This window comes from Xanthomonas sp. NCPPB 3761 (genome assembly GCF_041475705.2).
Classification (GTDB): domain Bacteria; phylum Pseudomonadota; class Gammaproteobacteria; order Xanthomonadales; family Xanthomonadaceae; genus Xanthomonas; species Xanthomonas phaseoli.
Window position 1 is genome coordinate 1,567,216 of sequence record NZ_CM191262.1, and the last position, 14,937, is coordinate 1,582,152.

Annotated in this window: 13 protein-coding genes; 11 read left to right on the top strand and 2 right to left on the bottom strand. The window is 65.2% G+C overall.

All coding sequences use genetic code 11. The features are described 5' to 3' along the window. Positions 1-157: 157 nt before the first annotated feature. A complete protein-coding gene (locus ACCQ00_RS06840) occupies positions 158-2,239 on the bottom strand; it encodes a 3-hydroxyacyl-CoA dehydrogenase NAD-binding domain-containing protein (RefSeq protein WP_039584442.1) in 2,082 nt (693 codons plus the stop codon). Between the two features lie 236 nt (positions 2,240-2,475). On the opposite strand from ACCQ00_RS06840, the gene rpoE reads away from it, so the two are divergent. The 9 genes from rpoE to recO all read left to right on the top strand — a co-directional run bounded on the left by rpoE (position 2,476) and on the right by recO (position 11,489). Beyond that, positions 2,476-3,096 carry an RNA polymerase sigma factor RpoE gene (gene rpoE / locus ACCQ00_RS06845; protein WP_017155600.1) on the top strand — a complete coding sequence of 207 codons (621 nt, stop codon included), beginning with the start codon at positions 2,476-2,478 and terminating at the stop codon, positions 3,094-3,096. Next, complete coding sequence (locus ACCQ00_RS06850; RefSeq protein WP_039568340.1) at positions 3,093-3,986, top strand: sigma-E factor negative regulatory protein; 894 nt, start codon at positions 3,093-3,095, stop codon at positions 3,984-3,986. Before rpoE ends, ACCQ00_RS06850 begins: the two co-directional genes overlap by 4 nt. Before the next feature lie 109 nt (positions 3,987-4,095). Then, entirely contained in the window at positions 4,096-5,673 is a 1,578-nt protein-coding gene (locus ACCQ00_RS06855; RefSeq protein WP_039568342.1) for a DegQ family serine endoprotease, read from the top strand. A 193-nt stretch (positions 5,674-5,866) separates the two neighbouring features. Then, on the top strand, positions 5,867-7,657 hold the full coding sequence (lepA, locus tag ACCQ00_RS06860; RefSeq protein ID WP_017155603.1) for a translation elongation factor 4: 1,791 nt from the start codon (positions 5,867-5,869) through the stop codon (positions 7,655-7,657). A gap of 105 nt (positions 7,658-7,762) precedes the next feature. Then, entirely contained in the window at positions 7,763-8,563 is an 801-nt protein-coding gene (lepB, locus tag ACCQ00_RS06865; protein WP_007970507.1) for a signal peptidase I, read from the top strand. Beyond that, positions 8,564-8,971 (top strand): DUF4845 domain-containing protein, encoded by a 408-nt coding sequence (locus ACCQ00_RS06870; protein ID WP_011050845.1) that lies wholly within the window; start codon positions 8,564-8,566, stop codon positions 8,969-8,971. It begins immediately after the preceding gene. Next, complete coding sequence (gene rnc, locus ACCQ00_RS06875; protein ID WP_039584118.1) at positions 8,961-9,641, top strand: ribonuclease III; 681 nt, start codon at positions 8,961-8,963, stop codon at positions 9,639-9,641. The genes ACCQ00_RS06870 and rnc overlap by 11 nt, the downstream gene beginning before the upstream one ends. Continuing rightward, positions 9,638-10,537: a GTPase Era gene (gene era, locus ACCQ00_RS06880; protein WP_017155606.1), complete on the top strand. Its 900-nt coding sequence runs from the start codon at positions 9,638-9,640 to the stop codon at positions 10,535-10,537. The genes rnc and era overlap by 4 nt, the downstream gene beginning before the upstream one ends. A gap of 229 nt (positions 10,538-10,766) precedes the next feature. Further along, on the top strand, positions 10,767-11,489 hold the full coding sequence (gene recO / locus ACCQ00_RS06885; protein WP_039568407.1) for a DNA repair protein RecO: 723 nt from the start codon (positions 10,767-10,769) through the stop codon (positions 11,487-11,489). 400 nt (positions 11,490-11,889) lie between these two features. Here the strand turns inward: recO and ACCQ00_RS06890 are convergent, their stop codons facing one another. After that, on the bottom strand, positions 11,890-12,612 hold the full coding sequence (locus tag ACCQ00_RS06890) for an Hpt domain-containing response regulator (RefSeq protein WP_039568355.1): 723 nt from the start codon (positions 12,610-12,612) through the stop codon (positions 11,890-11,892). A gap of 158 nt (positions 12,613-12,770) precedes the next feature. Here ACCQ00_RS06890 and rlmD point away from each other — a divergent pair, with 158 nt between their 5' ends. Together rlmD and ACCQ00_RS06900 are read left to right on the top strand one after the other, a co-directional pair. Then, a complete protein-coding gene (gene rlmD, locus ACCQ00_RS06895; protein WP_039568356.1) occupies positions 12,771-14,105 on the top strand; it encodes a 23S rRNA (uracil(1939)-C(5))-methyltransferase RlmD in 1,335 nt (444 codons plus the stop codon). Between the two features lie 184 nt (positions 14,106-14,289). After that, positions 14,290-14,787, top strand: a complete 498-nt coding sequence (locus ACCQ00_RS06900; RefSeq protein ID WP_039568358.1) for a CYTH domain-containing protein — start codon at positions 14,290-14,292, stop codon at positions 14,785-14,787. Positions 14,788-14,937 lie beyond the last annotated feature (150 nt).

Genomic DNA, 14,937 nt, shown 5'->3' on the forward strand with positions numbered 1-14,937 from the left:
CGCATTGCAGGGAGGGAAAAACGAACGGCGGGCTTCGGCTCGCCGTTCTTTTTTGTACCTGAGCCAAGCGCAGCGACCGCGCAACGATGCATCCTTGTACGCATCGTTTGCCGTTGCGATCCGTGCCTGCTTGAGGCCGAAGATGAGCGTGTGCGGCTTACACTGCCGCTTCCCGCAACAACGGCGAATCCCAACCCGGGCGCGGCGCGAAGCGTTCGCCGTAGCGTGCCTGCAGCGCCTGCAGGCGCTCCAGCAGCGCGTCTGCGCCAACGCTGCGGATGTACTGGATCGGGCCGCCGCGGAAAGGCGCAAACCCTGTGCCGAAGATGACCCCGGCGTCCAGCAGGTCAGCGTCTGCCACCACGCCGTCGTGCAGGCATGCCACCGCTTCGTTGAGCAGCGGCAGGATCAGGCGATCTTCCAGATCCGCCGGCGCGGTGTAACCGCTGGCAACCTCGGGTTTGACGGCGCGTCCGTTCTCCCACTTGTACAGGCCCTGGCCGTCCTTCTTGCCGCGCTTGCCGGCTTCCACGGTCGCCAGTGCCGCCGGGATGGGCAAACGCAGAAATGGTGCCAGCTCCGCCCCTACACCGGCCGCCACATCCAGGCCCACGGTGTCGATCAATTCGATCGGCCCCATCGGCATGCCGAACTTCACCGCGGCCTTGTCCAGTACCGGGCCGGGAATGCCTTCGGCATACGCGGTGGCCGCCTCGAGCAGGTAGGGGAATAGCACCCGGTTGACCAGGAACCCCGGCGTGCCGGCCACCGGCACCGGGAACTTGTCCAAGGCCTTGCAGAACGCCGCCAGGCGCGCGACGTTGGCCGGATCCAGGCCGTCGTGCTGCACGATTTCCACCAGCGGCATCATCGCCACCGGGTTGAAGTAGTGCAGGCCGGCAAATTGCGCCGGGCGCTGGATATGGCCACGCAATTCGGTCAGCGGAATCGACGAGGTATTGGTCGTCAGCAATGCATCCGGCTTGAGTTGCGGCTCGATCGATTGATACAGGTCGCGCTTTGCCTGCGGGTTTTCGATGATCGCCTCGATCACCAGATCGGCCTGGGTCACGCCCGCGCCAGCCAGGTCGCCGCGCAGACGCGCCGCCACTGCCGGCCGCTTGGCGTCGTCCTTGACGCGCTTGGCGAACAGCTCGCCGCCGCGCGTCAGCGCCGTATCGATAAAACGTTGTTCGCGGTCCTGCAACGTGACCTCGAAGCCCTTGTACGCCGCCCAGGCCGCAATATCGCCGCCCATGACGCCGGCGCCGATCACATGCACGTGGCGAATCGGGGCTGCTGCCACGCCGGCTGCGTCCTTGCCGCCCAGCGCTTTCAGGCGCTCGGTCAGGAAGAAAATCCGGATCAGGTTGCGTGCGGTCGGCGTGCTGGCAAGTTTGACCACCGCCTTGCGCTCGGCCGCCAGACGCGCCTGGATGCCGCTACCGCCCGCCCGCTCCCAGACGTTGATCAAGGCGTAGGGCGCCGGGTAATGCTCCTTGCGCGCCTTGCGCGCCACCTGCTTGCGCATCTGCGGCGCCAGGATCTTGCGTGCCAGCAGGGTATTGGTCGCCCATGCAGTGGCCCGCTGCTTGAACGCACGCGTGGTGCCGGCGAGCGCCAGGCTGGCTGCCACATCCACCAGCACGGCAGGCGCGGCGACCTTGTCGACCAGGCCCATCGCACGCGCCGCCTTGGCCGACACCGTGCGGCCGGTGAGCATCAGGTCCATCGCCGCCGGTGCACCGATCAGGCGCGGCAAGCGGGCGCTGCCGCCCCAGCCGGGGAAGATGCCGAGCTTGGTTTCCGGCAGCCCGATGCGGGTGCTGCCGTCATCGGACGCCACGCGGTAGCGGCACGCCAACGCGATTTCGGTGCCACCGCCCATGCAGAAGCCATGAATCGCCGCGACGGTGGGGCAGGGCAGCTCGGCCAGCTTCTGGAAGACCTGCTGCCCGCGATGGATCGCATCGTTGACCGTGCCCTTGCGATCGAATTCCTGGAATTCCTTCAGATCGGCGCCGGCGATGAAGCCGTTGGGCTTGCCGGAGCGCAGCACCACGCCCTTTGGCGGATCCAGTGCCAGCCGCTCGACCACGGCGCCCAGCTCCAGCAGCACCTCCTGCGAAAATGCATTGACCGGTGCGCCCTGCCGATCGAGGCTGAGCACCACCACGCCGTCCTCGCGCAAATCGGCCTGCCAATGGCTGAATCGGAGCCCGTCGAAACCTGGAAGCATGCGTCTGGCCATCCGGCAATAGAAGGAAAGGTCGTTATCATCCAGAGGTTGTTTCCTTCACGTCAAATACCCATACCTGTCGACAGGGGAGATCTGCGCGTTGCGCGTGGCGTCGCCAGCGGTGCATCGCTGCTGCTACCCTGATGCGTGACGGTCGTACGGATCGGTATGAACTTTTCTTCTCAATGGCGGTCTCATTGCCCGACTTCGGTGGGCTGACAGGAGTGCGGCCCGACATGGCCGAAGTCGATACACCTCAGGAGCTGGACCTGGAACTGGTCCGGCGTGTGCAGCGCGGCGAAGGTGCGGCGTTCGATGTACTGGTGCGTAAATACCAGCATCGGATCGTTGCGTTGATCGGGCGCTACATCGCCGACTGGAGCGAATGCCAGGACGTTGCCCAGGACACGTTTGTGCGCGCGTATCGCGCCATCAACAGTTTTCGTGGCGACGCCCAGTTCTATACCTGGCTGCACCGCATTGCCGTCAACACTGCCAAGAACCATCTGGTTGCGCACAACCGCCGCCCGCCCACCGACGACATCGAGATCAGCGATGCCGAACAATTCGATGGAGCGACCCGGTTGCGCGACACTGATACCCCGGAGCGTGAATTGATGCGACAGGAGCTGGAACAAACGGTGATGCGCGCGGTCCAAGCGCTACCGGAAGAACTTCGGTTGGCCATCACCCTGCGCGAGGTGGAGGGCCTGAGCTACGACGAAATCGCGCAAAAGATGGATTGCCCGATCGGAACGGTGCGCTCGCGCATCTTCCGGGCGCGCGAGGCCATCGACATCGAGCTGCGGCCTCTGCTGGAGACCGAAAGCGCTACCCGTGAGCGACACCGCGTATGAACCAGAACCCTGCCATGTCCACTACCGACAAGTTCGAACTTCACTATCGCCAGCAGCTGTCCGCGCTGGTCGACGGCGAGTTGAGTGCCGACGAGTCGCGCTTCCTGTTGCGCCGTCTGGCCCACGACGAAGAATTGGCCGGCTGCCACGAGCGCTGGCAGTTGTGCGGCGATGTGCTGCGCGGTGCGGCCAGTGCGCCCGCTCCGCTGGATTTCGCGGCGCGTGTGCGCAGTGCGATTGCCGCCGAGCCGGCACCGCAAGCCCAGCCTGCGGCCCGCCCGGGCGCTCGTTGGCGCTGGGGCGGCGGCGCAGCGATTGCCGCCTCGGTCGCGGCGGTTGCCTTGTTCCTGGCACGCGAGCGCCTGCCCGACACTGCCCAGCCCGCTGCTCAGACCCCCGTCTATGCCACCACTGCGCAGCTTCCGCCTGCCTCGCAGACCCCGCAGGTGCCTGTGGCACCCAAGGCGCCGGCCGCACCGGCGCCGGGGACGCCGGATCAGGTGGCCGCGCTTGCTGCTGCCGTGCCTGCCGCTGCGCTGGCCTCTACTCGCCGCGGCGCGGCAACCCGCAATCAGCAAGTCGCACGCAACGCCGCCGCGCGTCAGCAACAGGCGCCGACCCGCATGGTCGCTGCGGCAGCACCGGCATCCACGGGGGCCGTATCTGCGGTTGCGGCGACGCCGTCCAACCCGTTCACGCATCCGGATACCACGCTGCAGGCACGTCCGTGGCCGCGCGCGGCCTTGTCCGGGGCTGGCGAAAGCTCGCTCAATGCCAGTTTCCGCCAGAGCCGACCCGGCACGGCGTTCTATCCGTTCGAGCCCGCGCCGCAGGCAGTGACCAGTCCGGCGTCAAACCGGCCGGCACCGGCGCAGGCCCCGCAGGACTGACCCTGTCGCCGGCCTTCACCCGTTCGGCAATCTCCCTTCCGTTATCGTGCCGGGCCCGTGTCGCCACGCGGGTTCTGGCCCCTGTCGCCCTGCCATCGGAGGCAACCTGATGAACCATCGCATCCGCACCCAGATGTTCGGCCTGATCGCCATGACCCTGCCGCTGGCCGCCTGCGCGCAGCAGCCCGCACCCGCTGCCAAGGATCTCGCCCCGATCGCCGCCAACCGCAGTGCCACGCCGGCGCCGCAGCTGGTGGCGGGGCTGCCGGACTTCACCAATCTGGTCGAGCAGGTCGGCCCGGGCGTGGTCAATATCGAAACCACCATCACCCGCAAGGATGCCATGGCGCGTCAGCAGCGCAGCGGCCCGGGTGGCCGTGGCGGCGGTGCGATGCCCGACGACGATCAGATGCCGGAATTCTTCCGCCGCTTCTTCGGACCGGATTTCCAGATGCCGGGCGGGCCGCGGCAGGGGCCTGGCGGCGGCGATGACGACGGCGGCATCGCCGGCAAGTCGATGGGCTCGGGCTTCATCATTTCGGCCGACGGCTACGTCCTGACCAACCACCACGTGGTCGATGGCGCCAGCGAAGTGACCGTCAAGCTCACCGACCGCCGCGAGTTCAAGGCCAAGGTGGTGGGGAGCGACGAGCAATATGACGTGGCGCTGCTGAAGATCGAGGCCAAGGGCCTGCCGACCGTGCGCCTGGGCGATTCCAACACGCTCAAGCCGGGGCAGTGGGTGGTGGCGATCGGCTCGCCGTTCGGCCTGGACCACTCGGTCACCGCCGGCATTGTCAGTGCCACCGGCCGCAGCAATCCGTACGCCGACCAGCGCTACGTGCCCTTCATCCAGACCGACGTGGCGATCAACCAGGGCAACTCCGGCGGCCCGCTGCTCAATACGCGTGGCGAGGTGGTCGGTATCAATTCGCAGATCTTCTCCGCGTCCGGCGGCTACATGGGCATCAGTTTCGCGATCCCGATCGACCTGGCCTTCAGCGCGGCAGAGCAGATCAAGGCCACCGGCCACGTAAGTCGCGGCATGCTGGGCGTGCAGGTCGGTCCGATCGACTCGCTCAAGGCGCAAGGCCTGGGCTTGCCGGATAGCCGTGGTGCCCTGGTCAACGATATTCCGGCCGGCAGCCCGGCAGCCAAGGCCGGTGTCGAAGTGGGCGACGTGATCCGCGCGGTCAACGGCAAGCCGATCGATGTCGCCAGCGATCTGCCGCCCATGATCGGGCTGATGGCGCCCGGCACCAAGGTGACCCTGGATGTCTTGCGCGACGGTAAGCCGCGCAAGGTGACGGTCACGCTGGCTCCACTGCAGGACGGCGGCGAGAACGCTGCGCCGCGTACCGCCGCCGATGAGGCCAAGCCCAGCGCCCCGGCGAGCGTGGAATTGCTCGGCCTGCAGGTCGCCGATCTCACCGCCGCCGAGCGCAGTCGCCTGGGCCTGGAAGCGGGCGAGGGCGTGCGCATTGCCGCGGTCACCGGCGCGGCGGCACGCAGCACCCAGCCCCCGCTCTCGCCGGGCCTGATCATCGCCCGCGTCGGCCGTACCAAGGTCGGCAGCGTCGCCGAACTCAACCGCGCGCTATCCGGCTACAAGAAGGGCGACGTGATCATGCTGCTGGTGACCGACGGCAAGGCGACCAGCTACGTGGCCTTGAAGGCCGGCGGCTAAGGGCGGGAATGGAGAATCGGGAATCGAGAATGGCAAGGGCAGGAGCGTCTCCGCGAGCCGAGAGCTCACCTGGCTTTTCCGATTCCCCACTCCCGATTCCCAATTCCCGGCCCCAAGGGGGCCGAGCGTGCGATAATGCTGCGTTACCCTGACGACGGCTGCGCCGGCGCCCACCTCAATGTCCTCTGATTCAATGCGGAACATCCGCAATTTCTCCATCATTGCCCACGTCGACCACGGCAAATCCACCCTGGCCGACCGCATCATCCAGCTGTGCGGCGGCCTGCAGGCGCGCGAGATGGAAGCCCAGGTGCTTGACTCCAATCCGATCGAGCGCGAACGCGGCATCACCATCAAGGCGCAGTCGGTGTCCCTGCCGTACACGGCCAAGGACGGGCAGACCTACCACCTGAATTTCATCGACACCCCCGGGCACGTCGACTTCTCCTACGAAGTCAGCCGCTCGCTGGCTGCCTGCGAAGGTGCGCTGCTGGTGGTGGATGCCGCGCAGGGCGTGGAAGCGCAGTCGGTGGCCAACTGCTACACGGCAGTGGAGCAGGGCCTGGAAGTGGTGCCGGTGCTCAACAAGATCGACCTGCCCACTGCCGATGTCGACCGCGCCAAGGCCGAAATCGAAGCGGTGATCGGCATCGATGCCGAAGACGCGGTGGCGGTGAGCGCCAAGACCGGCCTGAACATCGATCTGGTGCTGGAGGCGATCGTGCATCGCATTCCGCCGCCGAAGCCGCGCGATACCGACAAGCTGCAGGCGCTGATCATCGATTCCTGGTTCGACAACTATCTGGGCGTGGTGTCGCTGGTGCGCGTGATGCAGGGCGAGATCAAGCCAGGGAGCAAGATCCTGGTGATGTCCACCGGGCGCACCCATCTGGTGGACAAGGTCGGCGTGTTCACCCCCAAGCGCAAGGAACTGCCTGCACTCGGCGCCGGCGAAGTGGGCTGGATCAACGCGTCCATCAAGGACGTGCATGGCGCCCCGGTCGGCGACACCCTGACCCTGGCCGGCGATCCCGCCCCGCATGCCTTGCCCGGCTTCCAGGAAATGCAGCCGCGCGTGTTCGCCGGCCTGTTCCCGGTCGATGCAGAGGATTACCCGGACCTGCGCGAAGCGCTCGACAAGCTGCGCCTGAACGATGCCGCGCTGCGCTTCGAGCCGGAAAGTTCCGAAGCGATGGGCTTTGGTTTCCGCTGCGGCTTTTTGGGCATGCTGCACATGGAAATCGTGCAGGAGCGCCTGGAGCGCGAATACAACCTGGACCTGATCAGCACCGCCCCCACCGTGGTGTATGAAGTGCTCAAGACCGATGGCACGGTCGTCAACATGGACAACCCGGCCAAGTTGCCGCAGTTGAACCTGGTGCAGGAAATCCGCGAGCCCATCATTCGCGCCAATGTCCTCACGCCCGAGGAGTACATCGGCAACATCATCAAGCTGTGCGAAGAAAAGCGCGGCACGCAGATCGGCATCAATTACCTGGGCAGCCAGGTGCAGATCAGCTACGAGCTGCCGATGGCCGAGGTGGTGCTGGACTTCTTCGACAAGCTCAAGTCGGTCAGCCGTGGCTATGCCTCGCTGGATTACCACTTCGTGCGGTTCGATGCCGGCCCGTTCGTGCGCGTGGACGTGCTGATCAACGGCGACAAGGTCGATGCGTTGTCGTTGATCGTGCACCGCAGCCACGCCGATCGTCGCGGCCGCGAGCTGTGCGAAAAGATGAAGGATCTGATTCCGCGGCAGATGTTCGACGTGGCGATTCAGGCCGCGATCGGCTCGCAGATCATCTCGCGCTCCACGGTCAAGGCAATGCGCAAGAACGTGCTGGCCAAGTGCTATGGTGGCGACGTTTCGCGCAAGAAAAAGCTGCTGGAGAAGCAGAAAGAAGGCAAGAAACGCATGAAGCAGGTCGGCCGCGTGGAGATTCCGCAGGAGGCCTTCCTGGCTGTCCTGCAGATGGATAAGTAGCCGGGATTTGGGATTCGTCGTTCGGGATTGGCAACGGCTCGCCCGCCTTCCTGCTGTTGCGAATCCCCAATCTCAAATCTCGAATCCCGTTCCGAAGGAACATCAATGAAATGGTTTGAAATCATCCTGGTTGTCCTGACGCTGGGCAGCGGCTTCATCTGGCTGCTGGACAAGCTGTTTCTGGCCAAGCGCCGTGCGGCGCGGGCCGGGTTGCTAGACAGCGAGCCGGCGATCATCGATTACTCGCGCGCCTTTTTCCCGGTGCTGGCGGTGGTGTTGATCCTGCGCAGCTTCGTGGCCGAGCCGTACAAGATCCCGTCCAGTTCGATGATGCCCAACCTGCTGATCGGCGATTTCATCCTGGTCAACAAGTTCGCCTACGGCTTCCGCCTGCCGATCACCAATACCAAGTTCATTCCCACCGGCGAGCCCAAGCGCGGCGACGTGGTGGTGTTCAAGCCGCCGCACGCGCCGGACCAGAACTGGATCAAGCGCGTGGTGGGCCTGCCGGGCGACAAAATCGGCTTCCACGGCGATACGCTGTACATCAACGACAAACCGATGCATTACACGGTCAAGGGCGAGTACATCGGCAAGGGCAAGGGCGCCGAGATGACCGGCACCACGCTGCTGGTCGAGGACCTGCCAGGCCGCACGCATACCGTGCTGGAATGGCTGGACCGCAACATGCCGGCCGGCCAGGGCGACTGGACCGTGCCGGCGGACAGCTATTTCGTGATGGGGGATAATCGCGACAACAGCGAGGACAGCCGGTTCTGGACCCAAACGCACTTTCTGCCGGAAGCCAATTTGCGCGGCAAGGCGTTCCTGATCTGGCTCAATTGCGAAGGGTGGTTCTGCAAGGGGAGTTTCGATCCATCGCGGATCGGGACTGGAATCCAGTAAATGCACGCACGGCGTGCCAGGGGAAGCACAATGAAGCGCAAGCAAAGCGGTATGACGTTGACGTCGTTCGTGGTGGTGCTGGCGGTGGTGGGGTTCGGTTTGTACATCGGGATGAAGCTGTTTCCGATGTATCAGGAGTACTACGCGGTGCGTACGTCGATGAAGGGCCTTGCCAACGAAGCTGGCAGTGCTGACATGGATCCGTCCAAATTGCAGGAAATGTTCTTCAAGCGGCTCGATATCAATGCGTCCGAAAGCGTGAAGCGTGAGAACGTCAAGTTCGAGCGGATCGAAGGCGGCTGGCGCATGAAGGTCAACTACGAAGTCCGTCGCGAGCTGGTTGGCAATCTGGATGTGGTCGGCAAGTTCGATACGGCACAGGATCTGACGAAGCGCGGTGTCGAATAGAACCTTCCAACGCGGTGATCCGATCGGGCACGCATTCGCCGATCCGGCTCTGCTCGCCCAGGCGCTGCGGCATCGCAGCGCCGGGACACCGCATAACGAGCGACTGGAATTCCTCGGCGACGGCATCGTCAACCTGCTGATCGCCGAGGCGCTGTATCAACGGTGGCCCAAGGCCGATGAAGGCGCATTGACCCGTGCACGTGCCGAACTCGTGCGCGAAGGTGCGCTGGCCGTGATCGGACGTACGTTGAATCTCGGCGAGCGCCTCACGCTGGGCCCAGGCGAGTTGAAGTCCGGTGGTCACCGACGTGACTCGATCCTGGCCGATGCGGTCGAAGCGATCGTCGCGGCCATCTATCTGGACTGCGGTTTCGAGCGTTGCCGTGCAGTGGTGCTGCCGTGGTTCGAAGCCTCGCTGGCGGCATTGCCGGTGGGCAAGGCAGAAAAGGATCCCAAGACCCGGCTGCAGGAATGGCTGCAAGCGCGGCAACTGCCGCTGCCCAATTACGCGCTGATCAGCGAGAGCGGCGACGAGCATGCCAAGCAGTTCCACGTCGCCTGCATTCTGGAGCAGCCCGTCGCCCGCGCCGAGGGCCGGGGCACCTCGCGTCGCCTCGCAGAGCAACAGGCGGCGACTCTTGTCATCGCACAACTGGATTCAAACACGTGAGCGAAACCTCTTCCCCCCACCGCAGCGGTAGCGTTGCGGTGATCGGCCGGCCCAACGTCGGCAAGTCCACCCTGACCAACGCCCTGGTCGGCGCGAAGGTCAGCATCGTCTCCAACCGGCCGCAGACCACGCGTCATCGGTTGCTGGGCATCGCCACCTTCCCGGAAGGGCAGCTGGTGCTGGTCGACACCCCGGGCCTGCACCGCGAGCAGAAGCGTGCAATGAACCGGGTGATGAATCGCGCCGCGCGCGGCTCGCTCGAGGGCGTGGACGCGGCGGTCTTGGTGATCGAAGCCGGCCGCTGGGACGAGGAAGACACGCTGGCGTTCCGCGTGCTCAGCGACGCCGGCGTGCCGGTGGTGCTGGTGGTCAACAAAGTCGACCGGCTCAAGGACAAGACCGCGTTGTTTCCGTTCCTGGCCCAGGTCAGCGAGGGGCGCACCTTCGCCGCCGTGCATCCGGTGTCCGCGCTCAAGCGCAAGGGCTTGGAGGCATTGGTCGGCGACCTGCTCAAGCTGGTGCCCGAGGCCGAGGCGATGTTCGGCGAAGACGAGATCACCGACCGCAGCCAGCGCTTTTTGGCCGGCGAACTGGTGCGTGAGCAGCTCATGCGTCAGCTCGGCGAAGAGCTGCCGTACGCCACCACCGTCGAGATCGAGCGCTTTGCCGAAGATGGCGCGCTACTGCGCATCGGTGCGGTGATCTGGGTCGAGCGCGAAGGCCAGAAGGCCATCGTGATCGGCAAGGGCGGCACCCGTTTGAAAGAAATCGGTGGCAAGGCGCGCCTGCAGATGGAGCGCCTGTTCGGTGCCAAGGTGTTCCTGGAAACCTGGGTGCGCGTGCGCGAAGGCTGGTCGGACGACGAGGCTGCGCTGAAGGCATTCGGCTACGAATGAGGCCGGGAAGGCCGCGACTGGGAACCCGGGACCGGAGACCCGGGAGCTGGGTCAGGCAGTTGGTTGGCATGCTGTCGGGGAGAGGTTTTTTCGCATGTTTCAACGTCGCGTGCGGCGATGACGGCAGTGGCTCGGCTCCCGGTCGCTGCGCCGCGCTGCGCGGCGACGGTCGATCCGGCGCTTTTTCCGAGGCCCCGGTCCAGCATCCCCAATCCTGGCTTTGCCTGCCGTGCTGATCGAGCACGCGCGCGGATTTGTGCTGCACGTACGGGCCTGGCGCGAGACCAGCCTGCTGGTGGAAGTGCTGACCGATCAACACGGGCGGGTGGGACTGCTGGCGCGCGGCGTGCAGGGGCCACGCAAGCAGGCGCTGCGCGCTGCCTTGCAGCCCTTGCAGCTGATCCAGTTCAGTGCCGTGCAGCGCGGCGAGCTGGCCCAACTGCGCCAGGCCGAAGCGCTGGATACCGCGCCGCGGCTGGTCGGCGACACCATGCTGGCCGGTTTCTATATCAGCGAATTGCTGCTGCGCCTGGCCCCGCGTAACGATCCGGTGCCTGAACTTTATGCCTGTTATGCGCAGGCACGTGCCCACCTCGCGTCCGATTTGCCGTTGGCGTGGGGGCTGCGCCGGTTCGAGCGCGACGTGCTGGAAGGGCTGGGGTTCGCCTTCGATCTGCAGCACGACAGCGACGGGCAACCGATCGACCCGGCAGCGCGGTACCGGCTGGATCCGCAGGAGGGCGCCTTGCGTGTGTTGAGCGAACGGCTAGCCCAGGATCGCCGCGAAACCGTCACCGGTGCGGCGCTGCTGGCGCTCGGCGAAGACGTCATGCCGGATGCGGACGACATGCCCGGCCTGCGGCGCAGCATGCGCGGCGTGCTGTTGCATCATCTGGGCGGGCGTGGCCTGAAATCCTGGGAAATGCTCGAGGACCTCGCGCGCCGTCGTTGATGGCGCGGAGTGCTGGAGGCGCACACGTGATTAGCGCTGGACAAAAGTCCAGCAGCGACCGGCCATAGCACTAGCCAGCAGCGAATTGAGCGAAGCGGGTGCTCGGAGAACCGACAGGCAGTCCTGCGCCCGTCGGTCTAGAACGCCATTCAGCCTGCCCCAGCCCACGAGTGCTCCTCTCGTCACCGACGTGGACCGGGCGAGCAGCAACGGCATACGCCTGCGTCGAGCCTGGCGCTGGTCCAGGCAGTCAATCGCCGGCAACTGGAGCCGGTGCCACCTGCATACGCAGCTTGATCGGCAAGACGATGATGCGTCAGTCGCGGCGCCGAGCCGGAAGCGCACCGACGCCGACGCCTGGCCCACCACGTCTGGCAAGGAGGTGCTGCGGTTGGTTCGCTCAGTGCAGCAACGCAGCCACTGCCGCATGGAACTGGGTGCGTGCGGTGCGCGAGTGCGGGTCGCCGCGCAGCAGGCGCACTGCGCCGGCAAGCCGCGCCGCGCCGACGAAGCCACAGCTGGCCTGCAATCGATGAAGATGGCTGCGTAATGCCTGTTCGTCGCTGATCTGCAAGGCCGAATCCACCGCATCCCGGGTGCCCGGCAGCTCGGCCAGGAACAGCTCGCGCAAGGCATTGAGATGGTGCTGCTGGCCGTTGAGCGCACTCAGCGCAGCGGTCTCGTCCCAGTCGCTGGCGGCGATGTCCAGCACGCCCACCGGGGCCACGCTGTAGCGACCGCGTGCCAGGCCGCGCCGCACCGCCTGCAGCAGGCGCTCGAAGGTCAGCGGTTTGACCAGCATTTCCAGAAACCCGTCCGATTGCAGGCTGTGCTGCATCGACATGGTGGCGTCGGCGGTGTGCGCCAGTGCTGGCACGTCCGGGTGCAGCAGGCGCAATGCACGCAGTAGCCCGCTACCGGTGCCATCGGGAAGGTTGACGTCGATCAGCCAGAGGTCGTGGCGACGTTCGCGCGCGCGGTCGAGTGCGGAAGAAAGGGAATCGGCGCAGTCGACCGTGGCCGGAAGACTTTCAAGGACAGCCTGTAAGAACCCGCGGCTGATCGGGTCGTCTTCCACCAGCAGTAGGCGTGGGTGGGGTTCCTGGCGTGTGGCCATGTTCATGCTGCCTCCATGTCAGCGATGCCGCGTCCTGATTTGTCGCGCGCAGCGGAAGTTTGCCTGTGTTTGTGGGGCGCGACAATTGTTGCGCCGACCGGCGCGGCCTCCATCGGTCGCATCTGCGACAATACGCACCCTTTTTGCCCGCAGCTTGTCGCCACGTGGCCAGAACCAGAAACCGTCTCGACCGTACCCCCTTCCAGACCGCGGTCACCGACCTGAGCCATGACGGCCGCGGGGTTGCCCGCCGCGACGGCGAGGGCGGCAAGGTCACCTTCATCAGCGGCGCCTTGCCGGGCGAGTTGGTGCGCGCCGAACCCACCGCCCGCAGCCGGCATTTCGATGAGGCCAAGACCGTGGAGGTGCTGGAGGCATCGCCGCAGCGGGTCACCCCGCGCTGCCCGCACTTTGGCGTCTGCGCGGGCTGCGTGTTGCAGCATCTGGAGGAGTCGCAGCAGATCGTGGCCAAACAGCGCGTGCTGATGGACAACCTGGAACGTATCGGTCACGTCACTCCGCAAGCCGTGCTGCCCGCGCTGACCGGCGACAACTGGGGGTATCGGCGCAAGGGCAGGTTCTCGGTGCGTCGCGTCGAGAAGAAGGACAAGACCTTGGTCGGCTTTCGTGAGCTCGACCCGCGGTTCGTGGCTGATCTGTCCGTCTGCTACACGGTGATTCCGCAGATCGGCGAGAAGATTCCCTTGCTTGCCGCGCTGATCGAAGGCATGGACGGCAAGCGCGACATTCCGCAGATCGAATTCATCGCCGGCGACGATGCGGTGGCCTTGACCATCAGGCTTATGCAGCCGCTCAGCGAGCGCGACCGCCAGGCTTGGGTCGCCTTCGCCCAGGAGCACGGCTTTGCGGTTTTCCTGCAGCCCGGCGGGGTGGACAGCGTGCATCCGCTATGGCCGCAGGACGTGCCGCTCTCGTTCCGCTTGCCGCAATGGGATGTGGAATTGGCGTTCCGGCCGCTGGACTTCATCCAGGTCAACGCGTCGCTCAATCAGAAAATGATCGCGCATGCAGTCGCGCTGCTGGAGGCCAAGCCCGACGACCGCGTGCTGGACCTGTTCTGCGGCCTGGGTAACTTCACCCTGCCGCTGGCACGCGTGGTGCGCGAGGTGGTGGGTGTGGAAGGCGATGCCGGACTTGTGGCACGGGCCAAAGAGAACGCCCAGCGCAATGGCCTGGACAATGCGCAGTTCTACGCCGCCGATCTGACCCAGGATCAGCGCAGCGCACCCTGGATGCGCCAGGGCTTCGACAAGCTGCTGCTGGATCCGCCACGCTCTGGCGCGTTGGAAGTGCTGCAGCAGCTGCCATTGAAGACGTTCGAGCGCATCGTCTATGTGAGCTGTCACCCCGGCTCGCTGGCGCGCGACGCCGGCTATCTGGTCAACGAGCAGGGCTTCACGCTGGTCTGCGCGGGCGCGATGGACATGTTCCCGCACACCGCCCATGTGGAAAGCATTGCGGTTTTTGAGAGGCGGTGATTCGGGATTAGGCATTGGGGATTGGCGAAAGCCAACACTTTCGCTCTGCGTCGCAACTGTCGTTTCGCGCATGTCGCTCGCTATTGCGTTCGGATTCGACTGCAATCTGTGGATTGATAAGATCTGACGTTTACTGGCACTGGTTCCTGCTTGAACCAATCCCCACTCCCGAATCCCCAATCCCATGCCTCTAGAAATCGAACGCAAATTCCTGGTCACCGGCGATGGCTGGCGCGATGCCGCGCATGCGGTGATTCCGATGGCGCAGGGCTATATCAACGATCAGGCGGCGCTACGCAGTGGGACGCAAAATGCCTCGGTACGGGTGCGGATCCAGGGCGAAAGCGCGTTTCTCAACCTGAAATCGCGCGAGGTGGGGCATACGCGGCAGGAGTTCGAATATCCGATTCCACTGGCCGATGCACGCGCATTGCTGGCGCTGTGCGTCGGCGGCCTGATCGACAAACGCCGTCATCTGGTCGCCTACCAGGGGCATGTGTGGGAAGTGGATGAATTCCTCGGCGACAACGCCGGTCTGATCGTGGCCGAGATCGAGCTTGAACGCGCCGACGACGCATTCGCCACGCCCGAATGGGTCGGGACCGAAGTCACCGACGACGTGCGCTATTACAACCTGGCCCTGGCCTCGCATCCATTCAAGCAGTGGAAAGAGGCTTTGTGATTCGGGATCTGGATTTGCAAAGGCAGGCGCGCAGCTCGGTACCTTGAAGGCCCGGTACGGGAGTTAGGATGGGCGATGCGTGAGAACAGATCGGTGCGCGACACCAGGCCGCCTAGCAGCGCTTAATCACCGCTCCCCCATTCGGCATCG

What these genes read in the sequence shown, in the direction of transcription:
- ACCQ00_RS06855 (WP_039568342.1), top strand. Translation starts at nt 4,096, where the DNA reads ATGAACCATCGCATCCGCACCCAGATGTTCGGCCTGATCGCCATGACC.
- lepA (WP_017155603.1), top strand. Translation starts at nt 5,867, where the DNA reads ATGCGGAACATCCGCAATTTCTCCATCATTGCCCACGTCGACCACGGC.
- ACCQ00_RS06840 (WP_039584442.1), bottom strand. Translation starts at nt 2,239, where the DNA reads ATGCTTCCAGGTTTCGACGGGCTCCGATTCAGCCATTGGCAGGCCGAT.
- ACCQ00_RS06890 (WP_039568355.1), bottom strand. Translation starts at nt 12,612, where the DNA reads ATGAACATGGCCACACGCCAGGAACCCCACCCACGCCTACTGCTGGTG.
- ACCQ00_RS06850 (WP_039568340.1), top strand. Translation starts at nt 3,093, where the DNA reads ATGAACCAGAACCCTGCCATGTCCACTACCGACAAGTTCGAACTTCAC.
- ACCQ00_RS06870 (WP_011050845.1), top strand. Translation starts at nt 8,564, where the DNA reads ATGCACGCACGGCGTGCCAGGGGAAGCACAATGAAGCGCAAGCAAAGC.
- ACCQ00_RS06900 (WP_039568358.1), top strand. Translation starts at nt 14,290, where the DNA reads ATGCCTCTAGAAATCGAACGCAAATTCCTGGTCACCGGCGATGGCTGG.
- lepB (WP_007970507.1), top strand. Translation starts at nt 7,763, where the DNA reads ATGAAATGGTTTGAAATCATCCTGGTTGTCCTGACGCTGGGCAGCGGC.
- rpoE (WP_017155600.1), top strand. Translation starts at nt 2,476, where the DNA reads ATGGCCGAAGTCGATACACCTCAGGAGCTGGACCTGGAACTGGTCCGG.